This window comes from Virgibacillus sp. 6R (assembly GCF_001895305.1).
GTDB lineage: Bacteria > Bacillota > Bacilli > Bacillales > Amphibacillaceae > Virgibacillus > Virgibacillus pantothenticus.
The window spans coordinates 129,008-145,152 of sequence record NZ_CP017762.1 but is presented as its reverse complement, the minus strand read 5'-3'; the positions used below and the strand labels follow the sequence as shown (position 1 = coordinate 145,152).

At 37.9% G+C, this 16,145-nt stretch carries 15 protein-coding genes; 13 read left to right on the top strand and 2 right to left on the bottom strand.

The genetic code is table 11. The annotated features are described in order from the left end of the window. Positions 1-7: 7 nt before the first annotated feature. The 13 genes from accC to spo0A all read left to right on the top strand — a co-directional run bounded on the left by accC (position 8) and on the right by spo0A (position 13,507). On the top strand, positions 8-1,360 hold the full coding sequence (gene accC / locus BKP57_RS00695; protein ID WP_050353040.1) for an acetyl-CoA carboxylase biotin carboxylase subunit: 1,353 nt from the start codon (positions 8-10) through the stop codon (positions 1,358-1,360). Positions 1,361-1,390: 30 nt separating this feature from the next. Then, complete coding sequence (locus BKP57_RS00690) at positions 1,391-1,783, top strand: Asp23/Gls24 family envelope stress response protein (RefSeq protein WP_050353039.1); 393 nt, start codon at positions 1,391-1,393, stop codon at positions 1,781-1,783. A gap of 287 nt (positions 1,784-2,070) precedes the next feature. After that, positions 2,071-2,451, top strand: a complete 381-nt coding sequence (gene nusB / locus BKP57_RS00685; RefSeq protein ID WP_050353038.1) for a transcription antitermination factor NusB — start codon at positions 2,071-2,073, stop codon at positions 2,449-2,451. 530 nt (positions 2,452-2,981) lie between these two features. Next, positions 2,982-3,842 (top strand): bifunctional methylenetetrahydrofolate dehydrogenase/methenyltetrahydrofolate cyclohydrolase FolD, encoded by an 861-nt coding sequence (gene folD, locus BKP57_RS00680; protein ID WP_050353037.1) that lies wholly within the window; start codon positions 2,982-2,984, stop codon positions 3,840-3,842. Continuing rightward, positions 3,832-5,184, top strand: coding sequence for an exodeoxyribonuclease VII large subunit (gene xseA / locus BKP57_RS00675; protein ID WP_050353036.1), 1,353 nt, complete (start codon positions 3,832-3,834; stop codon positions 5,182-5,184). Before folD ends, xseA begins: the two co-directional genes overlap by 11 nt. Next, positions 5,177-5,407, top strand: a complete 231-nt coding sequence (locus BKP57_RS00670) for an exodeoxyribonuclease VII small subunit (protein ID WP_050353035.1) — start codon at positions 5,177-5,179, stop codon at positions 5,405-5,407. The genes xseA and BKP57_RS00670 overlap by 8 nt, the downstream gene beginning before the upstream one ends. A gap of 2 nt (positions 5,408-5,409) precedes the next feature. Next, positions 5,410-6,294, top strand: a complete 885-nt coding sequence (locus BKP57_RS00665; protein WP_156875261.1) for a polyprenyl synthetase family protein — start codon at positions 5,410-5,412, stop codon at positions 6,292-6,294. 695 nt (positions 6,295-6,989) lie between these two features. Then, complete coding sequence (locus BKP57_RS00660) at positions 6,990-7,568, top strand: hypothetical protein (RefSeq protein WP_050353034.1); 579 nt, start codon at positions 6,990-6,992, stop codon at positions 7,566-7,568. A gap of 18 nt (positions 7,569-7,586) precedes the next feature. Further along, on the top strand, positions 7,587-8,417 hold the full coding sequence (locus BKP57_RS00655) for a TlyA family RNA methyltransferase (protein ID WP_050353033.1): 831 nt from the start codon (positions 7,587-7,589) through the stop codon (positions 8,415-8,417). A gap of 30 nt (positions 8,418-8,447) precedes the next feature. Beyond that, complete coding sequence (gene ahrC, locus BKP57_RS00650) at positions 8,448-8,897, top strand: transcriptional regulator AhrC/ArgR (RefSeq protein WP_050353032.1); 450 nt, start codon at positions 8,448-8,450, stop codon at positions 8,895-8,897. Between the two features lie 24 nt (positions 8,898-8,921). Beyond that, a complete protein-coding gene (gene recN, locus BKP57_RS00645) occupies positions 8,922-10,646 on the top strand; it encodes a DNA repair protein RecN (protein ID WP_050353031.1) in 1,725 nt (574 codons plus the stop codon). A 539-nt stretch (positions 10,647-11,185) separates the two neighbouring features. Next, positions 11,186-12,400: a SpoIVB peptidase gene (gene spoIVB, locus BKP57_RS00640; RefSeq protein WP_050353030.1), complete on the top strand. Its 1,215-nt coding sequence runs from the start codon at positions 11,186-11,188 to the stop codon at positions 12,398-12,400. Positions 12,401-12,730: 330 nt separating this feature from the next. Then, a complete protein-coding gene (gene spo0A / locus BKP57_RS00635; protein WP_050353029.1) occupies positions 12,731-13,507 on the top strand; it encodes a sporulation transcription factor Spo0A in 777 nt (258 codons plus the stop codon). Between the two features lie 111 nt (positions 13,508-13,618). On the opposite strand, the gene BKP57_RS00630 is transcribed toward spo0A, so the two are convergent. Both BKP57_RS00630 and BKP57_RS00625 read right to left on the bottom strand, forming a co-directional pair. Beyond that, on the bottom strand, positions 13,619-14,968 hold the full coding sequence (locus BKP57_RS00630) for an aspartate kinase (RefSeq protein WP_072740876.1): 1,350 nt from the start codon (positions 14,966-14,968) through the stop codon (positions 13,619-13,621). Between the two features lie 480 nt (positions 14,969-15,448). Then, positions 15,449-15,700 (bottom strand): DUF2627 domain-containing protein, encoded by a 252-nt coding sequence (locus BKP57_RS00625; RefSeq protein WP_050353027.1) that lies wholly within the window; start codon positions 15,698-15,700, stop codon positions 15,449-15,451. Positions 15,701-16,145: the final 445 nt, after the last annotated feature.

Below are 16,145 nucleotides of genomic sequence, written 5' to 3'. Positions count from 1 at the left end.
GTAAAGTGTGATAAAAAAACTGTTGATCGCAAACAGAGGGGAGATCGCTGTTCGAATTATTCGTGCTTGTAAAGAAATGAATATTGAAACAGTAGCTGTATACTCCCAGGCTGATAGTGAGGCTCTACATGTTCAAATGGCTGATGAAGCCTATTGTATTGGACCAACTCAGAGCAAGGATAGCTATTTAAACTTTACCAATATCATGAGTGTAGCGACGATGACTGGAGTAGACGCTATTCATCCAGGATATGGGTTTTTAGCAGAAAATGCTGATTTTGCAGAGATATGCCGTGCTTGTAAGATAACTTTTGTTGGTCCTACTCCAGAGGCTATTCAAAAAATGGGAATTAAAGACGTTGCTCGGCAAACGATGAAAGCTGCCAATGTTCCCATTGTTCCAGGATCTGATGGGGTTATTAAAGATGAAGAAGAAGCAAAAGTAATTGCTGATCAAATAGGTTATCCAGTGATCATTAAAGCTACTGCAGGTGGCGGCGGGAAAGGAATTCGAGTAGCCCGGACAGAGGAAGAATTAAAAAAAGGGATAGAAGTAACCCAAAAAGAAGCAGAAACCTCTTTTGGTAACGCAGGTGTTTATTTGGAAAAGTATATTGAAGATTTCCGCCATGTGGAGATTCAAGTTCTAGCTGATAAACATGGCAATGTCATCCATCTTGGGGAACGTGATTGCTCGATACAGCGTCGGCTACAAAAACTTGTAGAAGAAGCGCCGTCTCCGGCAATAACGCCAGATATTCGTAAGAAAATGGGGGAGGCCTCTGTAAAAGCAGCTAAGGCAGTTAACTATGAAGGGGCTGGCACCATTGAATATATATTTGATCGGAAAACACATCAATTTTATTTTATGGAAATGAATACACGTATTCAGGTAGAGCATCCAGTTACGGAATTAATTACTGGTATTGATCTGATTAAAGAACAGATTAAAATTGCTGACAACGAAGCATTAGCGTATACACAGGCTGATATTACCCTAGAAGGATGGGCGATTGAGTGTCGAATTAATGCGGAAAATCCGTTTAAGAATTTTATGCCGTCACCTGGAACCATCTCTATGTACTTGCCGCCTGGAGGACTTGGGGTCCGCGTAGACGCTGCGGTTTATCCTGATTACCGCATACCTCCCTATTACGATTCAATGATTGCCAAATTGATTGCGTATGGTAACACTAGGGAAGAAGCAATTCATCGTATGAAACGAGCATTGGATGAATTTATTGTTGAAGGTGTTCATACAACGATTCCATTTCATCAACAGATAATGGAACATCCAGTATTTATAAATGGCGACTTTAATACAAAATTTCTTGAAGAAAATCCGATAGTTCAAGATTAGGCTGAATAAAATGAATAAAGGAGTGAGCATATGAGTGAACAACCATTACTAAATGTAAGTGATGACAATTTAGGTAAAGTTGAAATTGCCCCGGAAGTCATTGAAGTCATTGCAGGTCTAGCGGCTTCTGAAGTGGATGGTCTTTATGCAATGCGAGGGAATTTTGCTTCTGGTGTAGTTGAACGATTTGGAAAAAAGTCTCATAGTAAAGGGGTAAAGGTGGAGTTAACCGATAATGGAATTGTGATTGATTTATACGTAATTCTACAATTTGGGGTTTCGATCCCAAACGTCGCCCAAATGATTCAGTCCAATATTAGGCAAACGTTAAAAAATATGACCGCTTTAGAAATTGATGAGATTAATGTTCACGTTGTGGGAATTCAAATGGATGCTACAGAAGAAGGACCAGAAAATAATTAGTCAGGTAGCTTCGAATTAAAGCGTAGACGTTATCACAACTTTAAGGAAAAAAGCCTTTCATGTGAATAATACCTATTCTCATGAAAGGCATTTTCTTTTTCGTTCTTAAAGAAGTGAGCAAAGATAAAAGTTCGCGGCATATGGGTATGCTAGAACATAATTCTATGATAAGAGGATGGCTGTTACGATAAGCTATTTAGTGCAACATAAAAAATGGTTGATTGTAGCGTTGCTGTTGGAATCGTGTTATGATTTTGGAAGAGATGAACTAAAGGAGTTAGTAAGGAATGAATAGACATGAAGCAAGAAAAAAGGCATTGCAAATTTTATTTTCTCTTGACATTAATGATATGCAACCCATCCATGAAATGGAGCATTTAGATGAGCACGTAAAGAAGGATGCCTTTTTAAATATGCTTGTTAATGGTGTAGTGCATTATAAAGCGGAAATTGATGCAATGATCAGTGCAAAACTAAAGAATTGGAGCTTGGATCGAATTGCTTCTGTAGAAAAAGCAATTCTTCGTATTGCAGTATATGAAATGCAGTATGTAGACGATATTCCTATAAGTGTTTCTATCAACGAAGCAATTGAATTAGCCAATACGTTTGGAGATGAACAATCCGGGAAATTTATTAATGGTGTTTTATCACGGATAAATGAATAGTGTCAAGTCCTAAAGCCAGCTATACAGCATAAACGAAACAATCATACATGATGAGAGTAAATACGTGCCTGTTTAAGCAGGAAAACGTATTGCTGATCAATCTTTCCATGGATGGGCAAAGGTTAGCAGAATGGATCAGCTGTATTTGTTCGCTTCCTTCTTGACAAACCGTGCTGAGATAAGTCTTTTTCAAAATCATAGCACAACACAATTTACTTCACTGAGGTATTAATTTTTATCCCGCATATAAGGTGCTGTAAGGCTTTCTCTTCAGGAGTTGGATATCTTTACTGATACAACTCTAAGTGGGAGATAACACACCAAAATGCCCGATTTCGTAAGCGGCCTTTACGGTACTAACAATCAGTGGGGTGATGAATGAAAACTGCTCTTGATTAAAGATACACTTTATGAAGAGTTTGTCAAGGTAACCAAAAGAACGCTAAAGTCCAATCACGGTGTCCATATATTACTGGATTGGAAAATGACTGGAGCTTTAATGTGAGTTAAATCCGAAGGGGGTACTTAAATTGACAGCAGAAATCATTGATGGAAAAGCATTGTCTTTCGAGTTAAAGGAGAAAATGAAGCAGGAAGTAGCTGATTTAAAAACAGTTGGTATCCATCCCCAACTTACTGTAGTACTTGTCGGAGACCACCCTGCTTCTAGATCCTATGTGAATGGGAAGAAAAAAGCTTGCGATGAAACAGGAATAGGTTCCCGAATTATCGAATTACCGAAAACGGTTAGCGAATCGGAACTTCTTGCCCATATACATACACTAAATAACGATCCTCAAGTACATGGAATATTAGTCCAATTGCCACTTCCTGACCATATAAGTGAGCAAATGGTGATTGAAACTATATCCCCTGAAAAAGATGTAGATGGATTTCATCCAGTGAGTATTGGGAGAATGATGACGGGAATGGATACATTTTTATCTTGTACGCCATACGGCATCATAACCATGCTACGTTCAAAAAATATCCCGATTGAAGGAAAGCATGCTGTTGTGATTGGCAGAAGTAATATTGTAGGTAAACCAGTAGCGCAATTGCTCATCAATGAAGATGCTACTGTAACGACCTGCCATTCTAAAACCAAACATCTCCATCAGTACACTCAAACAGCTGATATTCTTGTGGTGGCTGTAGGAAAAGCCCATGCCATTGATGCTAGCTATATTAAAGAAGGGGCAACAGTGATTGATGTGGGAATTAACCGTCTAGAAGATGGATCATTAACAGGAGATGTGGATTTCCAATCGGTAAAGGAGAAAGCAGCATATCTTACTCCGGTTCCTCGGGGGGTAGGGCCAATGACCATAACCATGCTATTAAAAAACACGATAAAAGCTGCAAAAGGGCTTGAGAACCGTGAAGGATAATTATTTAACTGTTACAGCATTAACGAGGTACATTAAACGAAAAATGGATACAGACCCACATTTACGCCAAGTATGGCTACGTGGTGAAATATCGAACTTCAAACACCATTCCAGAGGGCATATGTACTTAACCATTAAAGATGATCACTCACGGATTCAGGCGGTTATGTTTGCAGGAAATAATCGAATGTTAAAGTTTATTCCAGAAAACGGTATGAATGTGTTGATAAAAGGGGAAATTAGCGTCTTTGAAGCTTATGGACAATATCAGCTTTACATTCAGCATATGGAACCGGATGGGATTGGCGCATTGTATGTAGCTTACGAGCAGTTGAAAGAAAAGCTACAACAGCAAGGATACTTTGACGAGAAATATAAACAAGAGATCCCTCATTTACCTAATAAAATTGGCATTATCACTTCACCAACAGGAGCGGCTGTAAAAGATATTATTACAACAATTAAACGTCGCTATCCCATCGTTGATTTGACGATTTTACCAGTATTAGTACAGGGAGAAGCAGCTGCCAGATCAATTAAACAGGCGATTGAAACAGCGAATGAAATCGGTGATTTTGATTTGCTGATTGTTGGCAGAGGTGGAGGTTCCATTGAAGAACTGTGGAGCTTTAACGAAGAAATAGTAGCAAAGGCTATTTTCGAGTCAACAATCCCAATTATTTCTGCAGTAGGACACGAAACGGATACAACTATCAGTGATTATGTCGCAGATTTACGCGCCCCCACACCTACTGGGGCTGCTGAATTGGCTGTTCCATCGAGGCAAGAGTTAATTGAGAAAATAGAAACGCTAAAACGGATAGCGATGAAAGATATGCAAGAGAAGCTTAAGCAGCAACAACAGCATTTGGCTAGACTAAAACAGGCGTACGCTTTTCGTTATCCATATCAATTGCTAAAACAAAAAGAGCAAGAACTGGATGCCAACATGGAGCAACTGAAAAAGGGTATCACAGCAAAATTGGCAGAGAGCCAACAGCGTTATCAGTATTTACGGGCTCGTTTTACCGTCCAGCAGCCAGGAAAGCAAATAGAAAGAGCGAAACAGCAGCTTCAACAGTTCATAAAGCAACAGCATGTATTGATGAAACAATTACATACAGAAAAGGCTCGATCGCTTTATAATGAAATGAATAAATTAAGTTTGCTTAACCCATTAGAAATCATGAAAAGAGGTTTTTCCATTCCTTATACAAATTCGGGGCAGATTATAAAATCTGTACATGCTGTTGAACGAGGGGATAGAATTTCATTACGCGTTGCAGATGGACAGCTGAGATGTCAGATTACAGAAGTAGAGGAGGAGAAGCGAAATGGCTGAGAAGGAATTAACTTTTGAAGAAGCAATGCAGCAACTGGAGCAAGTTGTAGAAAAATTAGAAACAGGGGATGTCCCTTTAGAAAAAGCAATTACCTATTATCAAGATGGAATGAAGTTATCTAAGCTATGTACGGAAAAATTAAATCAAGTGGAAGAAAAAATGACAAAAATTATGAATGAGCAGGGAGATTTGGAACCATTCCCGATGCAGGAGGAAGAATAATCGTGGAGCTGACAATGAAGCAGTATTTAGAAGAAAAGAAACAATTAATGGACCGTACGTTACAAGATTATATTCAAAGCTTACAAATTCCTCTTGCGCTGAAGGAGTCCATGCTTTATTCATTGGAAGCTGGCGGGAAACGATTACGTCCAATATTATTGATGGCAAGCTATGAAGCATTTAATTCGGACGTAGCAGTTACTTTAAGCTCAGCTGCTGCACTGGAAATGATTCATACGTATTCTTTAATCCATGATGATTTACCAGCAATGGATGATGACGATTATCGCCGAGGTAAACTTACGAATCATAAAGCTTTTAATGAGGCGACAGCGATATTGGCTGGAGATGCTTTATTGACGTACAGCTTTGAATTAATCAGTAAAGATGAAAAACTGACCGCAGTACAAAAAGCAGATTTAATTGCATTATTAGCTGAGGCGTGTGGTCCGAAGGGAATGGTAGCAGGGCAAATCTTAGATATGGCTGCAGAAGACAAGACGATTTCCTTAAAAGAGCTGGAGCAAGTGCATGCATTAAAAACAGGTGAATTACTTCGATACGCCGTGTATGCAGGTGCATATCTTGGAGGAGCAACAAAGGAACAATTAAACGCATTGGAAACATTTGCTTTTTATTTAGGACTCATTTTTCAAGTGCAGGATGATATACTAGATGTAACCGGCGATCAAGCAAAACTTGGAAAACCTGTAGGCAGTGATGTGCTAAATTTAAAAAGCACGTATCCAAAACTGCTTGGTTTAGATGGAGCGATGGAACAGAAAGAGTGGTATGTATCTAAGGCGAAAGAAGCGCTTGAAAAGGCTGATGTCGCAAACTCCAAATTGATGGATTTAACCGTTTATTTTAGTCAACGAGATCATTAATTCCGTAGTTTTTTTCTAAAAAATATGTTATAATTCAATTAGAATAGGAATGGTGCAGTATTCTAGTCAGTTCTCCGTACCTGAAGGCGGGCCTAAAAATTCGCCAAAGGGCACATCGATGAAGTTCCTTGTGCAGGCTTGAGGCGCCCAGCCTTGGGTCTGTGCTGGGAGTTAAGGTTATCGGGCGATCCACAAAGGCATGTGGGCGTTGACCCGATTTCCGCGGAGGCCCATCTCTGTAGTAACAACTAAGCCTAGTTGTCATTATGGAATGGGGTATGAACCTGCAGTATACGGTAAGGGACACCTAATATGCAGCGTAGCCTGCCTTGAGTGGTGACTGAGGGGATTAGAGTTATCGATAATAAATTAGATGGCCACTAATTTGTTATTGCCTTCTCTATGAAATCAGCACTGCAAAAGAGGCTAGGGGACGGTTAAGAACTGTTGAGGAAATCTCCTAGACTGTTCATTCGACGTTTAAAAGGGATTATAGTGTGGACTAAGTGGTAATCCAGTCTAGCTCTTGGCGACAAAGCTAAGATGGTTTTAAAGGGGAACCGCCCATGTGGCAACACGGGGTAGCCATCTGGGAAAACCTACTGGACCTAAGCCGCAGTTTTTACCTTTTAAATGACCATTCCTTTGTACATAATAAGTCACGTATAACACGTTCTTAAATAATGGGGTATGAAATGAAATCACATGTAAAACGATCGATTAAATTTAGTTTAACTATTGCCGTTATCACTTTTGTGTTAGCGGCTATTTTTTCAGTTATATCTTCTTCTATTTTAGGTGGCGTTGCATGGTTTATCGGCTTATTCATTGTGCTTGTCATCGTTTTGGTTGGAGTTGTTTTTGATATGTTAGGAATTGCTTCTACAGCAGCACAAGAAGCACCCTTTCATGCGATGGCTGCGGAGAAAGTGACCGGAGCAAAAGAGGCGGTTATTATTATTCGAAATGCCGATCGATTTGCCAGCTTTTGTAACGATGTAATTGGGGATATATCTGGAATTGTAAGTGGTACAGCTTCAGCTATAGTAGTACTTCAAATCGCAAATTTGTTAGGTTATGGAGAAGGATCATCCGTGCAAATTTTTATTTCGGTGGTATTGACAAGCGTTGTCGCTGCACTTACAGTCGGTGGAAAAGCACTAGGTAAATATTTTGCCATTAATGCTTCCACAAAAATTATTTTTTTTGCAGGAAAAATTATCTCCATTATGGAAAATAGATTAAAAATAAAAGTATTACCTAAAAATTATTAATAAAAAGGACTTACCCGAATGAGTAAAAAAAGACTAGATGTATTGCTAGTGGAAAAATCACTTGCACCGACAAGAGAAAAGGCGAAGCGATTAATTATGGCTGGACAAGTCTTTGCTGAACAAGAGAGATTGGATAAACCAGGTATGCAAATTGATGAATCCACCCATTTAACGGTTAAAGGCAAGCTGTTTCCTTATGTTGGACGTGGAGGATTGAAGCTTGAAAAAGCATTAAGAGAGTTTTCAATAATGGTAAAAGATAAAATTGTCATGGATATTGGTTCATCTACTGGTGGTTTTACAGATTGTGCTTTGCAAAATGGCGCTGCATTATGTTATGCGATTGATGTCGGCTATAATCAGCTTGATTGGAAGTTGAGAAACGATAATCGGGTTATTGTGATGGAACGAACGAATTTTCGTTATGTTACGCTAGATATGCTCGAGCATGGAAAACCAAACTTTGCTTCTATCGATGTTTCTTTTATTTCTTTGCGGTTACTTTTGCCTGTATTAAAGATGCTAATGAAAGACAATAGTGATATAGTGGCACTTGTTAAACCGCAATTTGAAGCAGGAAAAGAGCAAGTTGGCAAGAAGGGTATTGTTCGTGATCGTCACGTTCATCAATCTGTTATCAGACAAATGATTGATTTTGCAGAACGGGAAGAGTATCAAGTGTTAGGCTTAACTTTTTCCCCAATAACTGGTGGAGATGGCAATATTGAATTTTTGCTACACTTAGGCTGGAAAAAACATGAAACATCACAACAATTTTCGGATCAAGACATAGAAAACTTAGTCTCAAAAGCACATGAAGAATTGATACGAAAAACGAATAAAAATTAATCATGCAAGTTTAAGAAATGGGGGCACCCGATGAGCAAAATACAACGTCATATAAAAATTCGAGAATTAATAACAAATAATGAAATTGAAACACAGGATGAGCTTGTAGATCGATTGAAAAATCTAGGATATAACGTGACGCAAGCAACTGTTTCTAGAGACATCAAAGAGCTACATTTAGTAAAGGTAGCAACAACAAATGGGACATATAAATACAGCTTGCCTGCAGACCAACGCTTTAATCCGTTAGATAAATTAAAGCGTTTAGTCATGGACGCATTTGTGAAAATTGATTATGCAAGCCATTTTATCATATTAAAAACATTGCCTGGTAATGCTCATGCTGTCGGTGCTTTAATCGATCAGTTAGATTGGGAAGAAATCATGGGGACCATTTGTGGAGATGATACCTGCTTAATTATATGCAGAACAGAAGCAGATGCAATAGCGATAAAAGAGCGTTTTATAGAGATGCTGTAATTCAGAAGGTGGGGGAATAATGTCGTGCTTACGGAATTATCAATTCAGGATTTTGCGATTATAAACAAGCTTTCCATCACTTTTCACGAAGGTTTAACGGTATTGACAGGTGAAACTGGTGCAGGGAAATCGATTATTATCGATGCGGTTCAATTGCTCGCAGGAGGAAGAGGCTCCGTTGAATTTGTTCGGCACGGTGCCAAGAAAGCAGATATTGAAGGGTTGTTTATTATCGAGGATGAGTCGCATCCAGTTTATAACGTTTGCCAACAGTACGGTATCGAATGTCAAGATCATCAGCTTGTGCTAAGACGAACAATGACTGCAAATGGGAAAAGTATTTGCCGTGTGAATAGCAAATTAGTGACGTTAGCCATTCTCCGTGAATTTGGAAAAACATTAATTGACATCCATAGCCAGCACGAGACACAATCACTAATGGATCCAGAGCAGCATATTGAGTTGTTAGATTTATATCAGCCCGAATTAATGAACAAGGCTAAAGACGAATACTTTAAACTATACGATCAGTTATCCAATTTGAAAAATCGTTATCGGAAATTAAGTGAAAACGAGCAAGAGACAGCGCAACGATTAGACCTGCTACAATTTCAATTACGAGAACTGGAACAAGCTCAACTGCAACCAAATGAGGACGAACAGCTGGAAGAAGAAAGGAATACCTTGGCAAATTATGAACGAATTTATTCAGCCTTGCAACTAGCCTATAATTCCCTTTATGGGGAACAAAAAGGTCTTGATTGGGTTAACCAAGCTCAAATTGCCTTGCAGGATAACAGTAAGTTCGATTCCTCGATTGCAGAAAAAGCCGAAGAGATAGCCAATTATTATTTCGGTTTAGAGGAGCTTACTTATGATTTGGGAAATCTAATTGAATCGTTACAATATAACCCCGAGCGTTTAAATGAGATTGAAGCTCGCCTAAGCGAAATCAATCGACTAAAGAAAAAGTATGGTCCTTCGGTGTCTGAAATGCTGACATATATGGCAAAAATTGAAGAAGAAATCGAGCAAATTAACAATAAAGATTCTCACTTATCGAAGCTAGAAGAACAAATCAAAGAAAAAGCGAAAGATGCTTTTTTGGAAGCTCAGGAGTTGCATGACATACGTCAAGCAGCTGCAAAGGCTTTAACGAAAGAAATTCATGAGGAGTTAAAGGATCTTTATTTAGATAAGGCTCAATTTAAAGTTGATTTTGCGAAAAATAAGCTGGATCAACGAGAAGAATTGGATAAGCACTTGCATAAAAATGGATTGGATCATGTAACCTTTTTGATCTCTACAAATCCAGGCGAGCCTCTAAAGCCATTAAATAAAGTTGCTTCTGGAGGAGAACTGTCACGGATTATGTTGAGCTTAAAAAAAATATTTGCCAAACATCAAGGAGTCACAAGTGTAATTTTTGATGAAGTTGATACTGGTGTTAGTGGACGTGTAGCACAAGCAATTGCGGAGAAAATATATCACATTTCTCAGGAGTCACAGGTTTTATGTATTACTCATCTTCCACAAGTAGCTGCAATGGCTGATACCCATAAACTAATTGAAAAAGAAGTGACGGATCATCGAACATCTACCAGTGTTCATGAATTAACTCCGGAACTGCAGATAAATGAACTAGCTCGTATGATTACGGGAACGAAGCTTACGGAAACAGCAGTGGATCATGGTCGGGAAATGTTAGAAATGGCAATCCAATTTAAATCAAAAGAGCATAATTTATAGCAAAAAGCCAGAAAATATATTATCTGGCTTTTTATTTTGTCCAAAAAATTTCGAAACATAAAAAGCGCATGAAATAATAGCTCTTTTTGTAAACGTTTTATTATCCCACATATAAGGTGCTGTAAGACTCCATTATCTTACTGCAATAAGTCTAAACGAGAGATAACAACACACTAAATGCCCTATTTTCGTAAGAGTCCTTTAGGTCATACCATTATGGTACTAACAATCAGAGGGGATGAAAGAAACACCCACTGATTGAAGATTTACTTAATAATGGAAGCTTTTGACATGTTGGAAAAAATGACGCTTTACATATAGGTTTCCTAAAATAGGAAAGATTTCAGCAGCAAATGATAATCAGAGGAAGAATAGTTACTAACGAAGTTTTAAACCTCTGTTATACATATCGAGCTAAAAGCTTGTGCAGGTAATGTTAGGCAAGCTTGCTTATGTTTCACCAGTTTAAAACAACATGAAAAAGCTTAAATTAAAGGTACAGATATAAAGGTGGTTTGGGTATGGATAGAGGAGAGTGAATGAATTTGGAAAGAAAGCACAACAAAATACGCATTGGCATAGGCTTAATCACAATGATCGCCCTGCTTGCATTTCCTTTTTTTACGCAACAAATAATTCCATTTAAAAGTCAGCCTTCACAGGCAGCATCTACTTCAACAACTGATACCGGTGCTGAAAATACTGCAAAAGATCTATCACTTGCTGAGCTGACCGGTTTATCTTTCCACCAAGCAAAAGCAGAAGCGCGTGATGATATAAGGATAATTCCTGGTGGTCAATCCATCGGTGTTCAACTACAAACAAAAGGTGTTTTAGTTGTAGGACATCATGTAGTAAAAGGAAAATCAGGCGGTATCTCTCCAGGAGAAAAAGCTGATATTCAGGTGGGAGATGTTATTTTAGAAATTGATGGAAAAGAAATTAAAACAATGAATGATGTTAAACCATTTGTAAAACAAGCAGGGGAGTCGAACCATCCATTGGATATAAAATTAAAACGTGGAGAAAAAACGATCTCCACAGAATTAAAACCTGCATTAGATAAACAAGGGAAAAATTTCCAAATTGGATTGTATATTCGTGATTCAGCAGCTGGAATTGGAACGATGACTTTTTATGATCCAAACTCGAAAAAATATGGTGCGCTAGGTCATGTAATTTCGGATATGGATACGAAAAAGCCGATAGAAATTAACAATGGCGCTATTGTTCGCTCTTCTGTAACGTCGATTGAAAAGGGAAATAATGGAATTCCTGGAGAAAAACAAGCAACATTTTCACCGACAGAAAATAAAATTGGCTCTATTACAAAAAATAGCCCATTTGGCATATTTGGAGAGCTAAATCAAAATTTGGAGGATGCTCGTAAACCAATGCCTATCGCTCAGCCTCATGAAGTGCAAGAAGGTCCTGCAAAAATTTTAACGGTACTTGAGGGAGAAAAGGTTGAAGCATACGATGTAGAAATCGTCAGTAGCGTGCCGCAGACAAATGCAGCAACTAAAGGGATGGTTATTCAAATCAAAGATAAGGAGTTACTGAATAAAACGGGTGGAATTGTACAAGGAATGAGCGGGAGTCCCATTATCCAAAATGGAAAAATTATTGGCGCAGTAACGCATGTGTTCGTTAATGATCCAACGTCTGGCTATGGTGTACACATTGAGTTTATGTTACAAGAAGCTGGTATTAATGTGCATAAAAATGGAGCATCATTAAAAAAGGTAAGCTAAAGTAAGGACTTGTTTTGGGAACTTCTCCAATTCAAGTCTTTTTCCTTTTTAACCACTTAGTTTTGCAAAGGAATGCATAATTTTGTGTTAAGAACTTATATTTTTAGCAGTAGTGAAGAATAGATATGTTATAATTATGAAATAATAAATATTTTTCGACAAGCAGTGTCTATATTTATCGAATATAATCGTATTTTTGAGTAAAACAGAGAAAAACAAAGCAAATTTCAAAAAAACCAAAGTTTTTTAATTAAAAGAAGGATATTTGTGATTTGTGTAGAATATGTAAAATAGTGAGAAGTTATGTACTACATAAAAGGAGGAGCTTTTGTGGAAAAGATTGAAATTTGTTTAGTGGATGATAATCGTGAATTGATCAAACTAATGGAAGACTATTTTGAAGAGCAGGCGGATATTGAAGTAATTGGGACAGCTTTTAACGGAAGAGACTGTTTAACGATGCTTGAAGACATGGAGCCGGATGTGTTGGTGTTGGATATTATTATGCCTCATGTGGATGGACTTGCTGTGTTAAATACATTGCGTTCTTCAGGAGGAAAAACACCGCATGTCATTATGTTAACAGCTTTTGGTCAGGAAGAAGTAATGAAAAAAGCAGTGGATCTTGGAGCAGCCTATTTTATTTTGAAACCTTTTGACTTAGATAACTTAGCTGAACAAATTAGACAAGTTCAGGGAACTGCAGTTTATTCAACAGGTGTTTCCAAAGTCCAGCGAAAAGAGAAGAAAAAACAGGATTTAGAAGCAAGTATTACTAATATTATTCATGAAATTGGCGTTCCAGCTCATATTAAAGGGTATATGTATTTACGAGAAGCGATTACCATGGTATTTAATGATATTGAGCTCCTTGGTTCGATTACGAAGGTTTTATATCCGGATATAGCTAAGAAATATAACACAACAGCTTCTCGTGTAGAACGGGCAATTCGACATGCTATTGAAGTAGCATGGAGCAGGGGTAACATTGATTCCATATCTGCCTTGTTTGGATATACGATCAGTATTTCCAAAGCAAAACCAACAAATTCAGAGTTTATTGCGATGGTGGCTGACCATCTACGTTTGGAGCATAAAGCAAGCTAGTGTTGCTCTAAAAGCTAAAAAACATATCCTCCATTAAAGGCGGATATGTTTTTTAGAATAGAGAAAATTTGACTACAAAATTTTCCTGTTTACGTAACATACAAAGCTATCTTACTTTACAAAAAAAGCAGCGTATAATGATTGCACGGCTTTCTCCAGGTCTTCTGCTTTAATGCCAAACATCATGGAAACTTCTGAGGATCCTTGGTTAATCATTTCAATATTCACATTTGCATTGGAAATGGCAGAAGTGGCTTTTTGAGCAACGCCAATTGTACGTACAAGTCCTTCGCCAACAATCATGATCATAGCCAAATTGCGATGAATTGAAATTAGGTCCGGTCGTAGTTCTTTTTGAATGCGTTTCAATACTTGCTTCTCTTTTTCAAGAGGTAAATGCTTTTCACGAATAATGATCGACAAATCATCTATACCTGATGGTGCATGCTCAAAAGAAATACCTTCATCTTCTAAGATAGAAAATACTTTTCGACCAAAACCAATTTCCCGATTCATTAAATACTTACTAATGTATATACTGCAAAATCCTGTGTCACTAGCAATCCCGACAACACACTTCTCGCTTGGCTTTTTCTCAGAAACAATTAATGTTCCAGGAGCTTGAGGATTGTTCGTATTTTTAATACATACAGGTATTTCCTCGCGATAAGCTGGGATGAGCGCTTCATCATGAAACACTGAAAATCCCGCGTAAGATAATTCGCGCATTTCTTTATAAGTGAGCGTAGTAATTTTCTTAGGGTTGTTTACAATGGACGGATTAACTGCATAAACGGAGTCTACATCAGTATAATTTTCATATACATCTGCTTTAATACCTGCAGCAATAATGGAACCAGTAATATCAGAACCTCCACGCGAGAAAGTAATTAATTTACCTTCTTTTGTATAGCCAAAAAATCCAGGAATAACTAAAATTTCTTTTGTTGATCGTAAGCTATAAATTTTTTTAAAGCTTGCTGGCAAGATCTTTGCATTTCCCGGATCATCGCTTACCGTCACACCAGCATCGTGCGGATTCAAATAGCGAGCATTTAAGCCACAAGAAGCAAGGTATGCGCTCAGAATTTTAGCTGAACTATCTTCGCCAACAGCTTTTAATGCATCCAGCCTTTCTGTAGGATTAGCATCATTATGTAACTGATTTTCAATGGTTTGTTTAATCTCATCTAAAATAGAAGCAGATAACTCTAGCTGTTCGATAATTTCAGCAAATCTTCGCATAATAGGATCTATATATTGGTATACAGAAGTGCCTTGTTCGTGGGCATCCCATAGTTCAATTAACATATCCGTTATTTTTTGATCCGTTTTGTATCGTTTTCCAGGTGCGGAAACGACAATAAATTTCTTTTGGAGGTCCATCTTGATAATATCGGCTACCTTTTTTATCTGTTTTGCACTAGCGACAGAGCTTCCTCCAAATTTTGCTACTTTCACGCCAAATTCCTCCCGCTGTTTTTTTATTTTTCATCATATCATAAATTCAGTTTATTTGGCACATTATAAATAAATAAAAAAGCAATTGTAAACTGGATATTTTAAAAAATGGTTCCATATGTGGAAAATAATTTAGTCTAAAAGCGATAACATAAAATTTTATCAACGGGTGAATTAAGGTTATATATCGCATGAAAGGAACAAAGTCGCAAGTGCCCGTTTAGCAACGTAGCGAATGAAACGAAACAACGGAGATAAAGGAATCATGCCACTAAAACAGGGGTATGCCGACGTCTGGGCGGCAGGCCCGTTTTTAGTCGGCCTTCCTCTTAGAGATGAACCGATGAGGCCTTATCGTAGAGTGTTTTCATGAAGTCGCATCGTTGCTGGGCTCATGAGCCGGACGCGGCTATTCGGTTATTTTATCCCCAAGCACATCATTTTATAGTTTCCAATACATACAATAAAAAAGATGGGTGTTTAATCCCCATCTGCATAACATTTTTTTTTCAGTTGCTGATTTCTTTGGCGTTTTCGATCGCGGTGGATAATAAATCCACCGATAAAGGTTAGTCCAGCTAAAAATAAAATAAGCCCAACGATAAATTGGATACTGCTATGAAAAAATATTGGATAAAAAGAAGCAAACAATGTGTCTCTCATCAATTTTATTCCAATTGCTGCAACCACGCCAGGAATAAATAACAGAACTATAGCTATGATTCGAACCATCCCATATTCTCCTTCATTAATGTCACGTACAGTATAGCAAAATAATATATAAAAAGAAATAAAGCGAAACTCCTATCCTCATGCCCTTTTTAATCTCTGTGATTGTTAGTAGTGTAAATGACTAGACTTAAACCGAACGGACATGGACTCATAGTTCCTCTTAGTACTATTCAAGCCATATGTCAGCATGTTTTAGAATGAATCAATACAGATAGCCCTCGGGGAACTACCACGCGATACATAAAGACTTGGCATTTGCAAAAAAAGCAGAAAATATACGCGGAGGCACATTAAAATGAAGTACTCCTCTCTTCTTTGTCTTGACCTGTAGCAAATTTGACGGCTAAAAATCTTAAAGAAGTCTTTCTTTGTTTCCGAGCAGTTGAGAGGGCCGCCGTGGAAAGCGAAGTGTAGATCCAATGTGGGTTATTGAAGCGATGATACT